Below are 17,731 nucleotides of genomic sequence, written 5' to 3'. Positions count from 1 at the left end.
CGGCGCGGCACGGGACCGGTGGCCGGGGCGGGTCTACTCCACGAGCGCCATCTCACGGCGTGTGTTGTTCAGGCGGCGGCCGCCGTCCTCGGTCACCGTCACGATGTCCTCGATCCGGACGCCGAACCGGCCCGGCAGATAGATCCCCGGCTCGACCGAGAAGCACATCCCCGGCACGAGCGGCTGCTCCTCGCCCTCGATCATGTACGGCGGCTCATGGGTCGTGACGCCGATGCCGTGGCCGGTGCGGTGGATGAACAGATCGCCGTACCCGGCCTCCTCGATGATCGCGCGGGCGGCCCGGTCCACCTCCTGGCAGGCGACGCCGGGCCGCACCGACGCGACCCCGGCCTCCTGGGCCTCCCGTACGACATCGTGGATGTGCTGCTCGGCGGGGGCGGGCTCGCCCACATGGACCGTACGGGTGGTGTCGGAGCCGTATCCCTCCATCAGGCCGCCGAAGTCCAGGACGACCATGTCGCCGTGCCCGATGGTCCGGTCACCGGCCTCGTGGTGCGGGTTCGCCCCGTTGGGACCGGAGCCGACGACCGTGAAGTCCACCTGCGAGTGGCCGAACTGCCGCAGCAGGGAGGCGAGATCGCGGGCGACCTCCGTCTCCTTCCGCCCGGCGAACCGGAGTTTCACGATCTCCTCGTACGTGGCGTCGGCGGCGGCTCCCGCCGCGGCCAGCCGCTCCAGTTCGTGCGCGTCCTTCACCGCGCGCAGCATCGGCAGCGCGTCGGTCAGCGCGACGTACGACGACGACGGCAGCGCCCTCTGCAGGCCCAGCAGATGCATGGCCCAGGTGTTGTCGCTGACGGCGAACCGGCCGGACGCGCCGAGCAGCGGTGCGGTGAGCGCGTACGGATCCCTGCCGTCGGTCCAGTCCCGCAGGGTCAGCACAGGCGCGCCGACCGCCTTCGCGGCGTCCGGCGCCTCCAGGGCCGGCACGACCAGAACCGGGTCCCGGCCGGCCACGAGCACGAGCAGCGTGAGGCGTTCGGTGGCGGCGGGCGGGCGGTACCCGGTGAGATGCACCAGGTCGGGCCCGGGCGCGACCAGCACGCCCGCGAGTCCGGCCTCGTCGGCCGCCCGTGCGGCGCGGCTCATCCGGGCGCGGTAGTCCTCTGCGGTGAAGGGCACGGGTGGGTTGGCCATGCGCCCATCCTGCCCGCGCCCGCGCACCGACGCGACCCCGCCGCCGCCATGGGACCCGTTCCCCGGGCACGGCCGCGGGGCCGGTCCCGGGGGTTCGTCTCAGTCGTCGTCGGACCTGCGGCGCCGGTCCTCGGTGACCAGGCGTTCCAGCAGGTCCTGGAACTCCTCTCCGACCACGATCCGCAGCCCCTCGCCGTCCTCGTCGCGATCGCTGAGCTGGGTGAGGGTGCCGTCGCGCCACCAGTAGACGTACGGGCTGATCGCACCGGGCGTGTCGGCGTAGCCGGAGGCCGCGAAGGCGGTCATGCCGTTGAGCGCGGGAATGAGGCCGACATCGCGGATGACGTGGAAGGCGAGCTGATGCCGGAACGGCATCGCCACCAGCGCGCCGTCGGGGGTGAGCTGCTCCCCCGTCGCCTCGCGTACGACGCTCTCCAGCGCGAGGACCCGGCTCGCGGTGTAGAAGGAGTCGCCGAGGATCACCTCGAAGCGCATCCCGTCGTCGCCCTTGACGCTCTCATGGCCCTCGATCGGCAGACCGCGCAGATTGTAGAGCGCCTGGTCACGCAGGTACTGGAGATCACCGAGGGGCTCCAGCGCCTCGTCGGTGAGCATCATGACACTCTCCGGGAGATCGAGGGCGATGATCTCGTACAGTCCGGGCGCGAGGGGGCGCGCATAGCCGAAGTTCTCGGGGTCGAAGCCCTCGGCGCCGAGGACCCGGGGGTAGAGCTGGGCCCGGATCTGCTCGGTCGGCAGGGTGTCCAGCGCGGAGGGCGCGTCCATGGTGCGCAGCACCATCCCCACGTGCCGGCGCACCAGCTCGGGCCAGCCGCGCGGCCCCCGGTCGTCGTTGTGGAGGACCGCCGCGAGGTTGGCCAGCCCGAACTGCCGGCCGGCGCTGTCGGACACCACATCCGCGTAGACGGTCACCTCCAGGCCGTGCTCGGCGAATGCCTCCCGCACGAGGCCGCGGAAACGCGCGCCCTCGTCGGCCGAGAAGTAGGAGAACTCGGGGTCCCGGGGTGTATCGCGTCCGTCGCGCTTCGGCCCTCGCCGGAACAACCCCACGTCATCCGCCTTTCACTCGCTTGCCCTGCCCCGACTTCGAGCGTACCCACCCCGGCGGCTCCGCCAGGCGAAAGGGAGGTTTACGACATCGGAACGACGAGGTCGGCCCGGTCCCGGCCCCGGGCGACCAGGCGCGCGTTGGCCTCGTCGGAGTCGTGCACCCAGCGCTCGGCGTACGCCCTCTCCTTGCCGAAGCGCACATGGCGGTCCACAAGACGGCGTACGCGGACTCCCGGTTCGAGTTCGAGGAACCAGATCTCGTCGAGAAGCGGGCGGATACGCGCCCAGGGGCCGGTGTCATGGAGGAGATAGTTTCCCTCGGTGACGACCAGCGGAACCTCCGGCGGCACGGGAATACTGCCGGCGACCGGTTCCTCCAGGGTCCGGTCGAAGCCGGGCGCGTACACGGTGGTGCCGGGTTCGGGCGTGCGCAGCCGGGTGAGCAGGGCGGCGTATCCGTCCGGGTCGAAGGTGTCGGGCGCGCCCTTGCGGTGGGCGCGGCCGAGACGGTCCAGTTCCCCGCGGGCGAGATGGAAGCCGTCCAGGGGCACGAGGACGGCGAGTCCGTCCAGCGCGGCGACGATCTGCCCGGCGAGCGTGGACTTGCCCGCCCCCGGGGCGCCGGCGATGCCGAGGACACGCCGCCGTCCGGGCCGGGCGAGCTCCCGGGCACGGGCCAGCAGGTGGGGCGGCGGTGCCTGTGGCGGCGGTTGGGCGGGCATACGCGCATTCTCGCACCGGCGGCCACGGGGAATCCGGTGGCCGGATCCCGCTCCGGGCGAAGCCCGGGGACCCGGTCGACCAGGACGCCGGACATGGAGACCCGCACATTCAGCCCCGCCGGCGATGGAGGCGCGGGGTCAGGGGCCCGGAGCCCCGCGAGGGCCCGCACAGGGCCCCACCCCCGCGCCCCCGTCCTCACGCGTCGCGCGGCACCAGGCTTGTGCAGCCGACGAGCAGCGCCCCCGTCGCGTACGCCGCGAGGACCGCGAGGCCGGACCAGGGGGCGATGGGCCGGAGGCGGAGGTCGACCGTCGCCCGGACGGCGAGCCCGGGTGACGCCCTCGCACCCGCCCACCGCCGGGCCCGGGAGCCCGGGAAGCGTCGCGGGCCGGGGCCCGAGCGCCCCGGGCCGGGCCTCGCACCCGCCCTGTGCCCGCGGCGGCGGGGGCGGTCGTCGTCAGGTCTCGTCCGGGGCCAGCCGCAGCGAGATGCTGTTGATGCAGTACCGCTGGTCGGTCGGGGTGGGATAGCCCTCGCCCTCGAAGACATGCCCGAGGTGCGATCCGCAGCGCGCGCACCTGACCTCGGTGCGGACCATGCCGTGGGAGCGGTCCTCGATCAGCTCGACCGCGTCGGTGTCCTTCGGGTCGTAGAAGGACGGCCAGCCGCAGTGCGACGCGAACTTGGCGTCCGAGCGGAACAGCTCGGCCCCGCACGCCCGGCACGAGTACACGCCCGGCGTCTTGGTGTCGGTGTACTCCCCGGTGAACGCGGGTTCCGTGCCGGCCTTCCGCAGGACCTGGTACTCCGCGGGGCTCAGCTCGGCACGCCACTGCTCTTCGGGCTTCTCGATGTCGTACGCCATGGGACTCGCTTCCTCAGCTCGGCGGGCGGGAGCTCGACAGGCGGGCCAGGATCAGCGGACCGAGGTCCGTGACATCGCCCGCGCCCATGGTGAGAACGAGATCGCCGGGCTTGGCCATTCCCGCGATCGCGTCGGGCACCGACTCCCTGTCGTGGACGGCGGTCACATCGGCGCCCGCCGCGCGGGCCGCGGCGATGATCACCTCACTGGTGATACCGGGGATCGGGTCCTCGCGCGCCGGGTAGATGTCGAGGACCACGGACGCGTCGGCCAGCGCGAGGGCGTCGCCCATCTCCTTGCCCAGTTCGCGGGTGCGGGAGAACAGATGCGGCTGGAAGACCACCAGCAGCCGGGAGTCCGCCGCCGCGCCCCGCATGGCTTCGAGGTCGGCGGTCATCTCGGTCGGGTGGTGGGCGTAGGAGTCGACGACCTGGACGCCCGCCGCCTCGCCCTTGAGCTGGAGGCGGCGCTTGACGCCGGTGTACGTGCCGATCGACGAGGCGAGATTGTGCGCGGGGATGCCGAGGGCGACGCCCGCGGCGAGCGCGGCGACGGCGTTGAGGGCGTAGTGGCGGCCGGGGACGGCGACGGTGAAGGTGAGGAAGCGGCCGTCGAGGACGACGGTGACCTCACTGGTCAGGCCGCGCGGGGTGATCCGGTGGACCCGGACGTCCGCCGACGCGGACTCGCCGTAGGTGACGATCTTCAGATCCCGCGCGCTCCGGACGTCCTCCGCCGTGGCCCGGTCCCCTTCGGGGATCTCCCGGCCGTCCTCCGCCGTGGCCGGGGCGGCGCCGTCCCGGACGCGCGCGGTCAGCTCCACCGCGCCCGGCTGGTCCGCGGAGATCACCAGGGTGCCGCCGGGGACGATCTTCTGCGTGAAGATCTCGAAGGACTCGTAGATCTCGTCCATCGAGGCGTAGTTGGCGTGGTGGTCCAGCTCGACGTTGAGGACGATCGCGACCTGGGGTTCGTACTTCTGGAAGCTGCGGTCGCTCTCGTCCGCCTCCGCGACGAAGATGTCGCCGTCGCCGTGGCGGGCGTTGGTGCCGGGGCCCTCCAGATCGCCGCCGATGGCGTACGAGGGGTCGAGACCGAGGCCGGTGAGCGCCACCGCCAGCATGGAGGTGGTGGTGGTCTTGCCATGGGTGCCCGCGACCGCGATCGAGCGCAGCCCGGTCATCAGGGAGGCCAGCGCGTCGGAGCGGTGGACGACCGGGACGGCCAGCTCGGCGGCGCGCACCAGCTCCGGGTTGTCGGGGCGGATCGCGCTGGAGACGACGACACAGGTCGCGTCATCGGCGAGATGACCGGCCTCGTGGCCGATGTGGACGGTGGCGCCGAGGGCGCGCAGGGCGTCCGCCGTGGACGACTCCCTGGCGTCACTGCCCGCGACCTCGGCGCCGCGCCGGGCGAGGATCTTCGCGATGCCCGACATCCCGGCGCCGCCGATGCCGATGAAGTGCGGGCGTTCCATGGCGTCAGGGACGGCGGATGCCATGCGTGTGTCTCCCAGGTGGTGCGTACGGGGCCGGTCGCCGCCCGGTGCGCGCGAGGCGTCCGGGGGTCTTCCGATGGGTGGTTCCTGCGCGTTCTCCCCCGCGCGCGGCGCAAACGTTCCACGCGGACGGGAAGCCCCCAGCCTATTCGCTGTGCGCGAAGAGTTTGAGCACCGGGACGCCGACCTTGTGCCGCGCCCGGGACGCCCAGTCCCGGTGGAAGAACTCCTCCACGTAGTGCGGCGCCGTCAGCACGATCACCTCGTCCGCGCCCGACTCGTCGACGACGGCCTTGAGCCTGTCGAGCGGATGGTCCTCGACGACCTGGCCCGACGCCTGGCAGCCGGCCGCGCGCAGGGAGGCGAGCGAGTGCTCCAGAGCCAGCCGGGCGGGGGCCTGGGCCGCGGCCCCCTCGGGCACATCGCCCTCGCGGACGGCGTCCCTCAGCTCGCCGAGCGCCACATCGTCGATGGCGCGCAGCAGGACGTCGGCCTGATCGCCGCGGGGCTGCATCAGCACGACGAAGGAGGCACCCTCGTCCCCATGGAGAGTGGTGACAAAATCCACATCGTCCGAGGTCAGGGGCTTCTCGATCATCAGTACGCTTGTGAACACGTCAGGACCCCTTCTGCGGAAACCATCCTTCCCCGTGCCCGCACGGGGTCTGCGAGAGTAAGTGTGCCCAGCCGGAGCTAACCGGAACGGCGAATTCCGCAGATTGTCAGATGCGACGGTATCGGGTGAAGAGGAAGCCCGCCTCCTCCAGTACGGACACCAGTGCGAACCGGTCCGGCACGGCGGGGCCGGGCCCCCCGGCGATCCGCTGGGCGTCGCCCGCCGTCAGCACCGGCGCGAGGGTCAGACAGAACTCGTCCAGCGTGCCGGAGGCCACGAACTGACCCAGCAGCCGCGGCCCGCCCTCGGTGAGCAGCCGGGTCAGCCCGCGCCGGGCCAGCGCCCGTACCGCCCGCGCCGGCTCGGCGCCGGACCCGTCACCGGCGACCACCACCTCCGCGCCCGCCTTCTCCGCCGCCCGGATCCGGTCCGGGGGCGCCGCGGCCCCCGTCAGCACCAGGGTCGGCACCAGCGGCCGGGCGAAGAGCGGCAGGGAGAAGTCCAGGTCGAGCGAGGCGCTGACCACGGCGATCGCGGGGGCGGGCCCCTGGCCGGCGGCGGCCCGGCGGGCGGCGAAGGCGTCGCGGGCGCGCGCGGGCCGGTACCCCTCCTGACGGACCGTTTCCGCGCCCACCACCACCGCGTCCGCGAGCCCCCTGAGCACCCCGAAGATCCGCATGTCGGCGTCGCTGGACAGCGGCTGCGAGCGCCCCTCGTGCTGGGCCGCGCCGTCGAGCGACGAGACCATGTTCGCCCGCAGCCAGGCCCCGGTCGCAACGCGGCCCCCGGTCCCACCGCCGGTCGCACCCGCGGTTCCGGGCGTCGTCCCGGTCCCGGTTGCGGGCGTCGTCGGGTCTTCGGGCGCCGTCGCGGGGTGCCCGGCGGATCCGGGGATCACGTCCGGATACGCGTAGGCGTCGGCCAGCTCGTCCAGGGACCACTCGCGGTCCTCGATCGGTGTCTGGTCGGTCACAGGGAGCAGGCGTCGCATGACGTGCAGTCTGGCACGGCGCTTACAGTGGGGAACTGTGCCGACCCCTGCCACCAGTGCCATAGCCGAAGCGGGCCCGCTCTCCCTGTGCGCCCGCGAACCGCGTGTCCCCGCCGACCGGCTCGTCGCGGAGATGGTGCCTCCGCCGCGCTTCGACGCGGTGCGCTTCGACACGTACGTACCCGACCCGGACCAGCCCAGTCAGCGCGAGGCGGTCTCCGTCCTCGGCTCGTTCGCGGCGGGCCTCGGCGGTGCGCACGCGAGCGGCGCGGGCCGACGGCGCTGGTTCGCCCGCAGGCCCGCCGTCCCCGCCGGGCCGCGCGGTGTGTATCTCGACGGCGGCTACGGCGTCGGCAAGACCCATCTGCTGGCGTCCCTGTGGCACGCCACCCCGGCCGAGCCCTCCCTCAAGGCGTTCGGCACCTTCGTGGAGCTGACGAATCTCGTCGGCGCGCTGGGCTTCCAGCAGACCGTACGGACCCTGAGCGGGCACCGGCTGCTGTGCATCGACGAGTTCGAACTGGACGACCCGGGCGACACCGTCCTCGTCTCCTCCCTGCTCGGCAAGCTGGTGGAGGCGGGCGTCGCGCTGGCCGCGACCTCCAACACCCTGCCGGGAAAGCTCGGCGAGGGCCGGTTCGCCGCCGCCGACTTCCTGCGCGAGATCCAGGGGCTCTCCGCACACTTCCGCCCCCTGCGCATCGACGGCGAGGACTACCGCCACCGGGGGCTGCCCGAGGCCCCTCCCCCGTACTCCGACGAGGTGGTCGCGAAGGCCGCGTACGCCACCGAGGGCGCGTCCCTCGACGGCTTCCCGGGGCTGCTGGAGCATCTGGCGAAGGTGCACCCGAGCCGGTACGGCGCGCTCACCGACGGCATCCGGGCGGTGTGTCTCACCGATGTGGGGGCGGTGCCGGACCAGTCGACCGCGCTGCGGCTGGTGGTGCTCGCCGACCGGCTGTACGACCGGGAGGTGCCGGTGCTCGCCTCCGGGCTCCCCTTCGACCGGCTGTTCAGTGACGAGATGCTGAACGGCGGCTACCGGAAGAAGTACTTCCGGGCGATCTCGCGTCTCACGGCGCTGGCCCGGGACGCGAAGGCCGTGGCGGGGCAGTAGGTTCGGGGGCGTAACCACCGTTCGTCAGAAGGGATTCACACCATGGCCACCACGCGCACGGCACACACGGTCTGGGAAGGCGAGCTGCTCAAGGGATCGGGCACGGTCACGTTCGACTCGTCCGGCATCGGTTCCCAGCCGGTTTCCTGGCCGTCCCGCGCCGAGAAGGCCAATGGCAAGACCAGCCCGGAGGAGCTGATCGCGGCCGCGCACTCCAGCTGCTTCTCGATGGCCCTCTCGCACGGCCTGACGGGCGCGGGCAACCCCCCGACCCGGCTGGAGACCAAGGCCGATGTCACCTTCCAGCCCGGCGAGGGCATCACCGGTATCCATCTCACCGTGCGCGGCGAGGTTCCCGGCCTCGACGCCGAAGGCTTCCAGTCGGCCGCCGAGGACGCCAAGAAGAACTGCCCGGTGAGCCAGGCGCTCACGGGGACGACCATCACGCTCACCGCCGAACTGGCCTGAGCCGGGACGCCGGGTCCGGGCCGGGGCCATGCCCGGGCCCGGCCCGGTGACCCCGGGTCCGGGGTTCCGGTTCCGGTCCGTGGGGGCCGGCTCCGGGGACGGAGGACCCGGCCAGGGCACCCGGGCCCGCCGCCGCGGAGGCCGCCTCCGGCCGTCCGCCGAAGGCCCCGGCCGGCCGCCGTACCGCACCCGTGAACACCGGGCCGCACGGCGGGCCGGCGGGATCCGGCCGACACCGGGGCACCGTGACCGACACGGTTCACGCGCCCGCCGGGTGCGTGCTAGACACGTGCGGGTCATATCTCTGTCCCCAGCAGGGAGTTGCCCCATGCCCCCACGACACGACGCCGACTGCTGGCCGGTACCGGCGCACTGGCGGCCGGGATCGCCTTCAGCGGCACCCTCTCCGAACTCTTCGCGGGCACCGCCGAGGCCCACGGGCGCCGCGGATACGGCCCGCTCGTCCCCGACCCGGACGGACTGCTCGATCTGCCGAAGGGCTTCCGCTACACGGTCCTCTCCCGGGAGGGCGACCCCCTCCGCTCCGGCGAGGGCACGGTCCCCGGCAACCACGACGGTATGGGCGCCTTCGCCGCCCGCCGGGGCAGAACGCTTCTGGTGCGCAACCACGAGACCCGGCACACCGCCCGGCTCGGCGTGCCGCCCGTCGACGGTCTCACCTACGACCCGGCCGCCAGGGGCGGCTGTACGTCCCTGGAGCTGGACAGCCGCGGCGAGGTGGTCGCGGAACGGGTCGCGATCGCCGGTACGGCCGTGAACTGCGCGGGCGGACAGACCCTCTGGGGCACCTGGCTGACCTGCGAGGAGAACGAGGACCGGGCCGGCACCAACGGCTGCACCAAGGACCACGGCTTCGTCTTCGAGGTCGACGGCGCCGACCCCCGCCGCACCGGCGCCGTGCCGCTGACCGCGATGGGCCGCTTCCAGCACGAGGCGGTCGCCCTCGACCCGTACAGCGGGATCGTGTACGAGACCGAGGACGCCTTCCAGTGGCCGTTCGGGCTGTTCTACCGCTTCCTCCCGGACCGTCCGCTCGGCGGGACGGGTTCCCTGCGCGCGGGCGGGGAGCTGGAGGCCATGCGGGTGCCGGGCGTACCGGACCTGTCCGCGATCGACGAGCCCGGGACGTCCTTCGGACGGGTGGAATGGGTGCCCGTGCCCGACGTCCTGGCCCGGCAGACCCCCATCCGGGAGCAGGACTTCGGGCCCAGAGGCATCACGCACGCCCAGAAGCTGGAGGGCTGCTACTGGGGCGGGCGCTCGGTGTACTTCGTGTCCAGCTACGCCCGCAGCGGCGAGGGCTCGGCGGGCGACCACTACGGCCAGGTGTGGAAGTACGAGCCGCAGCGCCGCAGACTGACACTGACCGTCGTCTTCGGCCCCGGGACCGACGTCCGGCTGCCCGGGGAGTCGCCGGACAACATCTGTCTCGCGCCCGGCGGCGGTCTGATGGTGTGTGAGGACGGCGGCGGCGCCCAGCACGTGATCGGCGTGACCCGGCGCGGCGAGGTCTACGAACTGGCCCGCAACCGCCAGAACCTGGGCACGCCCGGGGCTCCCGAGTGGGGTGAGTTCGCGGGCGTGGTCTTCTCGCCGGACGGGGAGACGATGTACGTCAACTGCTATACGCCCGGTACCACGTTCGCGGTCACCGGACCCTGGCGCTGAGCGCCGTCGCCCGCCGCGCCGCTCGTTCCCGCGGCGGGCGTAAGAAATCCGGACGCGCCCGGGAAGCTACCCGGAAGGGGGCCGGACGCGCCCGGACGGCTTCCGGGGACGCGCCCGGCCCTCGCGCCGTGAGGGATCCGGACGGCCGGGGAGGTGAGGGATCCGGACGGCCGGGGAGGTCAGGGGGAATCCCGTCGTGTCACTCGACGACGAGTTCGACCGGGATGTTGCCGCGGGTGGCCTTGGAGTACGGGCAGTACGCGTGGGTCTTCTCCAGCAGCGCCCGCCCCGCCTCGCCCTGGAGGTGGTCGGGCAGTTCGACGCGCATGACCACGGAGAGGCCGAAGCCGCCGTCGGTGTCCTTGCCGATGCTGACCTCCGCGGTCACGGAGGCGTCCGTGACGTCGATCTTCTCCTGCCGGCCGATGGCGCCCATGGCACTGGCGAAGCAGGCCGCGTAACCGGCGGCGAAGAGCTGCTCGGGGTTGGTGCCGCGGCCGTCGCCGCCCAGAGCCGGGGGGAACGCGAGCGGCAGGTCGATCTGTCCGTCGGTGCTGACGGCGCGGCCCTCGCGCCCATTGGCGGTGGCCACTGCGGTGTAGAGCGCGTCCATGGAGTGCCTACCTCTTCTTCCTCTTCATCGGGTCGCCGGAGACGGTGCTCGGTGGCGTGCGGTCGGTGGCCGTCCGGCGGGCGTCGCGTCGTCGCGGGTCCTCGTGGCGGCCGATCCGCCGGAACAACTAGAGCACACAATTAAATTGTGTACAACTGAATGGCGTCGCTCATCTTCCTGCGTATGCTGGACGTCATGGAGAAGACGGTGCCGATCGATGTGCCGGAGGCGGAGTACCTCCGTCTGGACAACCAGATCTGCTTCTCACTGCACGCCGCGTCCCGCTCCTTCAACGGGGTCTACCGGACCGCCCTGAAGGAGCTGGGGCTCACCTATCCGCAGTATCTGGTGATGCTGGTGCTCTGGGAGCACGGCGAGCTGCCGGTCAAGCGGATCGGCGAGCGTCTGCGGCTGGACTCCGGGACGCTGTCGCCGCTGCTGAAGCGGCTGGAGTCGGCGGGACACGTGGAGCGCAGACGCAGCCGGGAGGACGAGCGGTCGGTGACCGCGCGGCCGACCCCCGCGGGCGCCGCGCTGCGGGAGAAGGCGCTCGGGGTGCCGCGCAGGATCGCGGACGCCACGGGTCTGCCGCTGGAGCGGATCCGGGCGCTGCGGGCGGAGCTGGACGAGCTGACGGCGACGCTGGACTCGGCGGGGGCGGTCCTGGCCGGGGGGCCCGCGCCGGGGCCGACGCCGGACGCAAAACGCCGGGCGGACTGAGAGACTCAGCCCGCCCGGCATTCATGGGGTCGTGGTCGGCGCGGTGCGCCGGGTGTCAGTTGTACTGCTGCGCCGCGTCGTTGGCGGCGCCGCCCGCGCCGCCCGCATCACCCGCGCCGCCGCTGTCGCCGTCCTCCTCGCCGCCGGCGTCCTGGTTACCGCCGGTGTCTTGGTTACCGCCGTCCGCGCCGCCGTTCTGGGCGTCACCGTTCGCGCCTCCGTTCTGCGCGTTCGGGTCTCCGCCGTTCGCGCCGCCGTCGGCACCGGCGCCTCCGTCGTTCCCGGCACCGCCGTTCTGCTGCGCCCCGGCCGCGTTGCCGCCGCCGCCCGCACTGCCCGCGTCACCGGTGCCGATCCGCGCGCCCACCGCTTCGAGGGCCGTGGTCACCGGCTGGAAGAAGGTCTCGCCACCCGAGGTGCAGTCACCGCTGCCGCCCGAGGTGAGGCCGATCGCGTTGCCGTCCCGGGTGAACAGCGCACCGCCGCTGTCTCCGGGCTCGGCGCACACCGTGGTCTGGATGAGACCGGTGACCGTGCCCTCGGGGTAGTTCACCGTGGCGTCGAGACCGGTCACCTGGCCGTCGCTGAGTCCGGTGGTGCTTCCCATCCGGAACACCTCCTGGCCCACCGCCGCGTCGGCCGCCCGGCTGATCGCGACCGTCTGGCCGTTGCCCAGGTCGACCTCGCTGGGGGCTGCGGTCGCCGGGTCGTCGTACGTCACCAGCGCGAAGTCACCGGCGCCCGGGAACACGGCCTCCTGGACCGTGCCGACGGGCGCGCCGTTCTGGCTCTCCGACCACCGGTCGGCCGCGACGCCGCAGTGCCCGGCGGTGAGGAAGCCCGGGCTGCCGTCCTGGGTGGTCACGTTGAAGCCGACGGAGCAGCGCGCGCCGCCGCCGAAGACGGCGTCGCCGCCTTCGAGGAAGGGCCTGAACTCACCGGCGGACTTCCGGATCCGGGCCACTCCGGGCCCCAGCGCCTTCACCGCCGCCTCCAGGGTGTCCCACTTGCCTCCGGCGACGGTGCGGTCCGCCGTGACGAGGACCTGGTTGTTCTTCGGGTCGACGGCCCAGGACGTGCCCGGAATCGCGGCCCGCCGGCTCAGGGTGTTCCTGGCGGTGAGCAGGTCGCTCGCGCTGTTGCGGACACTGCGCGGTACCGCGCCGGCCTTCTTGACCTGGACGATGACGTTGTTGTCGTCTCCGACGACATTGACGACGAGCTGCTGCTCGGCGGCGTCGTAGTACGCGCCGCCGTAGGTGTCCGCACCGAGCCGTGGCCCGAGCTGTCGCACCAGCTCGGCCGCGGAGGCCGCGGTCAGCCTCTTGGGGCGGATCTCGGGCTCCGGCCCGTCCTGCGAGGCGTACGCCTGCGGCAGCAGCACGGCCGCCGCGGCGATGCCGACGGCACCGGCTCCCGCCAGAATGGCCTTTCTCTTCGGTATTCGCCTGTGACTCAACTCGTCGCCTCCTGTTGGGGGGTACGGAGCCCGGTGCCGGGGGCATCGGGGTACGCGTCCGCCCCTTGGTACGGATGGGACGACGGAGTTGCTCATCGCGAAGGCGAAGGAGTGTTGGTGAATACCCGTCAGAAGAGGGCTCAGGACGGCAGCCGGGTACCGCAGCGACTGCAGTGACGTGCGCCGACGCTCTCGGCGGGGAGGTCACAGCCGGGGCAGATCCGGTTCAGCATGCAGGCGGCCTCCCCGCCCTCGCCGCCGTCGCCCGGACGGGTCTCGGGCGCCACGACCGTGCCCGTCGCCGCGCGGGTGATCGACAGCCCCGGCCGGCGCGGGTGCGAGGTGAGGCAGACGAGCCCGTCCGGCCCGGCGGACAGCGCCCGCCGGGCGCCGCGCGGAAGCCAGGCCACGGCCCCCGGCTCCAGGGGCTGCGGCCCGGCGTCGCTCTCCAGTTCACCGCTTCCGGTCAGCACACACAGCAGGACGTCGAGGTCGCTCTCGACATGGGAGTCGATCCGCGCCCCGGGCCGTACGCGGATGATGTTCGCGTCCAGCTGCCGTCCCGGCTCCGCCAGCCGCCACACCGCGCCGCCCCGGTCGTCGGGCACGGCGGCGGCGTCGGCCACCCGGGCGAGGACCCGGGCCGTCGGGGACTGGGGCATGGCGTTCCTCCTGAGCGTGCGCGGCGGATCCGGGCCACCGCCGGGCGCGGGCCGGTGGGAGCCGCACCCGCTCGGGTGGACAGCCTGGCCGTACGGCTGACACGGACGCAAGGCGACCCTGCTTCACCGAAAAGTTCACATACTTTCTCTTTGTGATGATTTCCGTACGAAGACTGGCGGCCGTGGCCGTCCTGGGCGCCGTGCTGTCCGGCTGTACCGGAGAGCCGGACGCCGCCGGAGGGTCCGCGCCCGCCCGTACCGGCGGTCACGGCAGGGCGACGGCGGCCGCTCCCGAGTCCGTCCCGGCCCAGTCCGCGCCGAACCTGGCGCCCGGACCGGGCGGAGTGACACCGGTCTTCGAGCGCTCGGCCACCGCCCCCGACCGGGCCGAGAAGACCGTCGCCCTCACCTTCGACGCCGATATGACGGCCGATCAGGGGCCGCGCGCCGCGGGCGGCGAGCGCTTCGACAACCCCGCGCTCATCGCCGCGCTCCGGCGGATGAAGGTCCCCTCGACGATCTTCATGACCGGCCGCTGGGCGGAGGAGTACCCGGACCAGGCGAAGGCGATCGGCAACGATCCGCTCTTCGAGATCGCGAACCACTCCTACAGCCACCACGCCTTCACCTCCCCCTGCTACGGCCTGCCGACGATCGCCGAAGGGAACATGAAGGCCGATGTGGACCGCGCGTTCCGCGCGTTCCGCACGGCCGGGGTGCGCCATGTGGTCCCGTACTTCCGCTTCCCCGGCGGCTGCTACGACGAGCGGGCCCTGCGGGCCATCGGCCCTGCCGGGGTGACCGCCGTCCAGTGGGACGTCGTCAGCGGGGACGCCTTCGCCAAGGACGCCGACGCGGTCGCCGAGCAGGTGCTCGCGGGGGTGAAACCGGGCTCCCTGGTGGTCCTGCACTGCACCCGCAGCGCGGCTCCCGTGACCGAGCGGGCGATCGAGAGGATCGTCCCCGAACTGCGCAAACGCGGCTACCGCACGGTGAAGGTCTCCGAACTGATGCGCTCGGCCCAGAAGGTGGCGAAGCCGCCCGAGAAGCCGGGGCCCTGAGATCCTTCGCCGGGGCCGGGCCGCACATGGCCCGGGACGCGTCCGCCCGCTCCCGAAGGGTTACGGAGGAGGCGCCGCGCGCCGGCATCCGAGCGGCGCCCCGGCACCCGGGCCCGGAAGGACCCGTCCGAACGACTGGGGCCGGAGGCCAGCGGTCAACCGGAGCAGGCCGTCCGCTGGGCCTCGCGCCAGGCGCAGACCGGGCAGAGGGTGATGCCCTTCGCCGACTCCGGATACTCGGTCGGCTCACGGCACAGCACACACTCCGCGAACGGCGGCCCGTCCCCTTCCGGCGCGGTCGGCGTGGCCCGGGGATCCGGCGCACCCGGGGGACCCGGCGTCCGGCAGTACGACTCGTCCATGCGGACGAGCTTAGGGCGTTTCTGATGGATCGGGCTGGGTCAGGGAGCGGGGTCTGGTGCCTGGGGTCTCCCCGGGCCCGCCAGGGCCCAGGGCTGGGGTCTCCCCGGGCCCGCCAGGGCCCAGGGCTGGGGTCTCCCCGGGCCCGCCAAGGCCCAGGGCTGGGGTCTCCCCGGGCCCGCCAAGGCCCAGGTGTGGGGTCTCCCCGGGCCCGCCAAGGCCCAGGCGTGGGGTCTCCCCGGGCCCGCCAGGGCCCAGGGGACGCATCGCAAGCCAGAAGCGGCCCAGGGGCGGAGCCTCACGACGTGCCGCCCGCCGGCCCGCGCCATGTGGTCAGTGCGCAGACCAGCGCGACCACCGTCCCCGCGATGAGCAGCGCGGCCACCGGCGGCAGGAGGCCCAGCGGGACCGCGCCCGTCCGTGAGCCGGTGACCAGCCCGGTCACCGCCTCCTTCGCGGGTGAGCCGTCGCCCACCAGGGCCAGCAGGGTGAGCAGCGCGGTGGCGGCGAGGGACCAGCCGCGCCCGTGCAGCAGCGGCCGGGTGCACAGCGCGCCGACCGCGGCGCCGGTCAGCACGCACACGGCCGCGCCGAGCAGTCCGGCCGCCCCCGCGTCGAGCCGGGGGACGGCGACGCTGTTGTCCGCGCTCGACGCCCTGCTGACGAGGGTGACCACGGCGACGGCCACCGCGCCGAGCGAGCCCGCGCCCGCCAGCGCGGTGAGCAGCGCCGCCAGATGGACCCGGGGCGCGCCGGTCGCCGCCGCCGCGACATCCCGCGCGGCCGACGGCTCCTGGTTCGCACAGATCCTGACCAGCCAGGCCGTGACCGGCACCAGTGCGGCGGCGGTGTAACCGAGGGAGTCCAGCACGGGCTGCCCCGGCTGGACACCGACGGCGACGAAGACCGCGTACAGGAGCAGCGGCGGCAGCCAGCGCTGGGAGCGCAGCAGCAAGGCGGTCTGATAGGCGAACAGCGCGGTCACACGGGCCTCCCCGTCCTCGCCCCGGAGGGCTCGACCCGGTGGATGTGCCAGGCCGGGCGGGTGGTGAGCAGTGCCCGCAGCACCGCGTCGGAGCGGTCGGCCACCACGGTCAGGACGAGGGTGCCGCCGGGGCCGTACTCCCACGAGGGTGCGCCCGGAAGGTCCGCCGGCTGCCCGGTGCCGCCGGACGCCACGATCCGTACGGCCGGAGCCGGAGTCCCGCCGCGCTCCGGTCCGGCCGGCCGCGCCACCAGCGTTCCCGCGCTCACCTCGTACGCCGCGTGCGGGGCACCCTCCAGGCGGCGGGGGTCGTGGTCGACGAAGACGACGGACCCACCCGCGGCGACCCGCTCAGCCACCGCGAGGTCGAGTCCGGTGCGGGCGCCGGTGTCCAGCCCCGTCCACGCCTCGTCGAGCACCAGGAGCCCTGGTTCCGCGAGCAGGGCCTGGGCGACGGCGACCTTCTGGCTGGTGCCCTTGGAGAGTTCGGCCAGGGGTGTACGGGCGTGATCCGCCGCGCCGAAGCGCTCCAGCCACGCGAGGCCCCGCGCCCGGGACACCGCGCGGCCGAGACCGTGGATCCGCCCCAGACGGGTCAGATAGCCGATGGCCGTGAACGGCAGCACGGCCGGGAAGCGTTCGGGAACGTAGGCCGTGCGCGGGCGGCCCTCGATCCGGCCCTCCGTCGGCGCGTCGATGCCGGCGAGCAGCCGCAGCAGGGTGGACTTCCCGGTGCCGTTCGTCCCGGCGATCCGCGTCAGGGTGGACGGGGGGAGTTCGAGGTCGACTCCGCGCAGCACCCACGGGCCGCCGAGTCCGTAGCGGCGGCCCACCCCTCGCAGCCTCAGCTCGGCCTCTGGTGGACGAGTTCGCTGGGGCGAACGATCACGAAGCCCTCGCCCTGGAGCACCAGCTGCACGGCTTCGCCCGATCCGCCGCGCACCATCGAGCCGAAGGACTGCGAGCGGTGCAGTGAGGTGCCGAGGTTCGCGCTCCAGCCGACGATGGCGTCCGTGTCCACGTACACGGGCTGCGACGAGGTGACGGGTATCACGATGGGCTGGCCCTCGCAGATGAGGGCGAGCTTGCCGTATCCGGTGAAGACGCTGTTGAAGAGGCCGCCGCCGGCCGCGCCGACGCCCTTCACGGCCTTGACCTCGTACGAGAGGGACGGGTCGAAGCAGAGGACGTTGCGGCCGTTGACGGTGAGGGCGTCGCCCTGCTCGATGTCGACGATGAAGCAGTTCGCGGCCTCGTGCGCGAACCACGCCTCGCCCTGGCCGCGTACGGCCATCAGCGCCAGACCCTCGCCGGTGACGGCGCGCTTGAGCATGCCGCCTATGCCCTGGCCCTTGCGTTCGAACTGGAGATTGCCCCGGTAGGCGACCATCGATCCCTGCCGGGCGTGCATTTCACCATTGACGACGTATTTGACGGATTTGGCGTTCTGCAGCGTCATACCGGGGGCGGTCGCCTGCTGAGCCATGTTTTCGGACGCGAAGAGGTCGCTTTTCATGGGGTGCATCCTCACCCGGAGCCACTCATTCCGCCAAGAAGCGCGGTAGCGCGGGGGCTCTCCCGCCGGTCATCCGGTGAGGTGGGCGCGGTGGCAGACTTACGGATGTGAGCAGCGCATCCCGCGGCCCGGACGGGCCCCTAAGCCCCCTCAGCCCCC

The 17,731-nt window shown here is 73.2% G+C and carries 19 protein-coding genes; 5 read left to right on the top strand and 14 right to left on the bottom strand.

Annotated elements, in window-relative coordinates; genetic code table 11:
- Positions 1 to 33 precede the first annotated feature (33 nt).
- The 7 genes from ACFYT4_RS09400 to ACFYT4_RS09370 form a co-directional block, all read right to left on the bottom strand.
- The gene (locus tag ACFYT4_RS09400; protein ID WP_389266921.1) at positions 34 to 1,158 is read right to left on the bottom strand and encodes an aminopeptidase P family protein; all 1,125 of its coding nucleotides are present in this window, start codon (positions 1,156 to 1,158) and stop codon (positions 34 to 36) included.
- Between the two features lie 99 nt (positions 1,159 to 1,257).
- Entirely contained in the window at positions 1,258 to 2,229 is a 972-nt protein-coding gene (locus tag ACFYT4_RS09395; protein WP_389266919.1) for a hypothetical protein, read from the bottom strand.
- Positions 2,230 to 2,309: 80 nt separating this feature from the next.
- Positions 2,310 to 2,951 (bottom strand): nucleoside/nucleotide kinase family protein, encoded by a 642-nt coding sequence (locus ACFYT4_RS09390; protein ID WP_389266917.1) that lies wholly within the window; start codon positions 2,949 to 2,951, stop codon positions 2,310 to 2,312.
- A 458-nt stretch (positions 2,952 to 3,409) separates the two neighbouring features.
- A complete protein-coding gene (msrB, locus tag ACFYT4_RS09385; protein WP_389266915.1) occupies positions 3,410 to 3,817 on the bottom strand; it encodes a peptide-methionine (R)-S-oxide reductase MsrB in 408 nt (135 codons plus the stop codon).
- Between the two features lie 13 nt (positions 3,818 to 3,830).
- On the bottom strand, positions 3,831 to 5,318 hold the full coding sequence (gene murC / locus ACFYT4_RS09380; RefSeq protein ID WP_389266913.1) for a UDP-N-acetylmuramate--L-alanine ligase: 1,488 nt from the start codon (positions 5,316 to 5,318) through the stop codon (positions 3,831 to 3,833).
- Between the two features lie 142 nt (positions 5,319 to 5,460).
- Positions 5,461 to 5,931 carry an indole-3-glycerol phosphate synthase gene (locus ACFYT4_RS09375; protein ID WP_389266911.1) on the bottom strand — a complete coding sequence of 157 codons (471 nt, stop codon included), beginning with the start codon at positions 5,929 to 5,931 and terminating at the stop codon, positions 5,461 to 5,463.
- Positions 5,932 to 6,037: 106 nt separating this feature from the next.
- On the bottom strand, positions 6,038 to 6,922 hold the full coding sequence (locus tag ACFYT4_RS09370; RefSeq protein WP_389266909.1) for a pyrimidine reductase family protein: 885 nt from the start codon (positions 6,920 to 6,922) through the stop codon (positions 6,038 to 6,040).
- Here ACFYT4_RS09370 and zapE point away from each other — a divergent pair.
- From zapE to ACFYT4_RS09355, 3 genes are all read left to right on the top strand, one after another.
- The gene (zapE, locus tag ACFYT4_RS09365; RefSeq protein ID WP_389266907.1) at positions 6,921 to 8,039 is read left to right on the top strand and encodes a cell division protein ZapE; all 1,119 of its coding nucleotides are present in this window, start codon (positions 6,921 to 6,923) and stop codon (positions 8,037 to 8,039) included. The genes ACFYT4_RS09370 and zapE overlap by 2 nt on opposite strands.
- Before the next feature lie 42 nt (positions 8,040 to 8,081).
- Positions 8,082 to 8,507, top strand: coding sequence for an OsmC family protein (locus ACFYT4_RS09360; RefSeq protein WP_389266905.1), 426 nt, complete (start codon positions 8,082 to 8,084; stop codon positions 8,505 to 8,507).
- A 321-nt stretch (positions 8,508 to 8,828) separates the two neighbouring features.
- A complete protein-coding gene (locus ACFYT4_RS09355; protein ID WP_389266903.1) occupies positions 8,829 to 10,196 on the top strand; it encodes an alkaline phosphatase PhoX in 1,368 nt (455 codons plus the stop codon).
- A gap of 199 nt (positions 10,197 to 10,395) precedes the next feature.
- On the opposite strand, the gene ACFYT4_RS09350 is transcribed toward ACFYT4_RS09355, so the two are convergent.
- Complete coding sequence (locus tag ACFYT4_RS09350; RefSeq protein WP_389266901.1) at positions 10,396 to 10,809, bottom strand: organic hydroperoxide resistance protein; 414 nt, start codon at positions 10,807 to 10,809, stop codon at positions 10,396 to 10,398.
- 183 nt (positions 10,810 to 10,992) lie between these two features.
- On the opposite strand from ACFYT4_RS09350, the gene ACFYT4_RS09345 reads away from it, so the two are divergent.
- Positions 10,993 to 11,529 carry a MarR family winged helix-turn-helix transcriptional regulator gene (locus ACFYT4_RS09345; protein WP_389266900.1) on the top strand — a complete coding sequence of 179 codons (537 nt, stop codon included), beginning with the start codon at positions 10,993 to 10,995 and terminating at the stop codon, positions 11,527 to 11,529.
- A gap of 55 nt (positions 11,530 to 11,584) precedes the next feature.
- On the opposite strand, the gene ACFYT4_RS09340 is transcribed toward ACFYT4_RS09345, so the two are convergent.
- A complete protein-coding gene (locus tag ACFYT4_RS09340; RefSeq protein ID WP_389266898.1) occupies positions 11,585 to 12,988 on the bottom strand; it encodes a S1 family peptidase in 1,404 nt (467 codons plus the stop codon).
- 140 nt (positions 12,989 to 13,128) lie between these two features.
- Positions 13,129 to 13,650: a cupin domain-containing protein gene (locus tag ACFYT4_RS09335; protein ID WP_389266896.1), complete on the bottom strand. Its 522-nt coding sequence runs from the start codon at positions 13,648 to 13,650 to the stop codon at positions 13,129 to 13,131.
- Positions 13,651 to 13,805: 155 nt separating this feature from the next.
- Here ACFYT4_RS09335 and ACFYT4_RS09330 point away from each other — a divergent pair, with 155 nt between their 5' ends.
- A complete protein-coding gene (locus ACFYT4_RS09330; protein ID WP_389267113.1) occupies positions 13,806 to 14,711 on the top strand; it encodes a polysaccharide deacetylase family protein in 906 nt (301 codons plus the stop codon).
- 155 nt (positions 14,712 to 14,866) lie between these two features.
- Here ACFYT4_RS09330 and ACFYT4_RS09325 read toward each other — a convergent pair whose 3' ends face one another.
- The 4 genes from ACFYT4_RS09325 to ACFYT4_RS09310 form a co-directional block, all read right to left on the bottom strand.
- Positions 14,867 to 15,073, bottom strand: a complete 207-nt coding sequence (locus ACFYT4_RS09325; protein WP_389266894.1) for a hypothetical protein — start codon at positions 15,071 to 15,073, stop codon at positions 14,867 to 14,869.
- A gap of 296 nt (positions 15,074 to 15,369) precedes the next feature.
- Positions 15,370 to 16,056: an ABC transporter gene (locus ACFYT4_RS09320; RefSeq protein ID WP_389266892.1), complete on the bottom strand. Its 687-nt coding sequence runs from the start codon at positions 16,054 to 16,056 to the stop codon at positions 15,370 to 15,372.
- On the bottom strand, positions 16,053 to 16,904 hold the full coding sequence (locus ACFYT4_RS09315) for an ATP-binding cassette domain-containing protein (protein ID WP_389267112.1): 852 nt from the start codon (positions 16,902 to 16,904) through the stop codon (positions 16,053 to 16,055). The genes ACFYT4_RS09320 and ACFYT4_RS09315 overlap by 4 nt, the downstream gene beginning before the upstream one ends.
- Positions 16,901 to 17,572, bottom strand: a complete 672-nt coding sequence (locus ACFYT4_RS09310) for an AIM24 family protein (RefSeq protein WP_389266890.1) — start codon at positions 17,570 to 17,572, stop codon at positions 16,901 to 16,903. Before ACFYT4_RS09310 ends, ACFYT4_RS09315 begins: the two co-directional genes overlap by 4 nt.
- Positions 17,573 to 17,731 lie beyond the last annotated feature (159 nt).

It is taken from the genome of Streptomyces sp. NPDC004609 (assembly GCF_042873655.1).
GTDB lineage: Bacteria > Actinomycetota > Actinomycetes > Streptomycetales > Streptomycetaceae > Streptomyces.
This window is presented reverse-complemented; position numbering and strand designations above follow the sequence as displayed.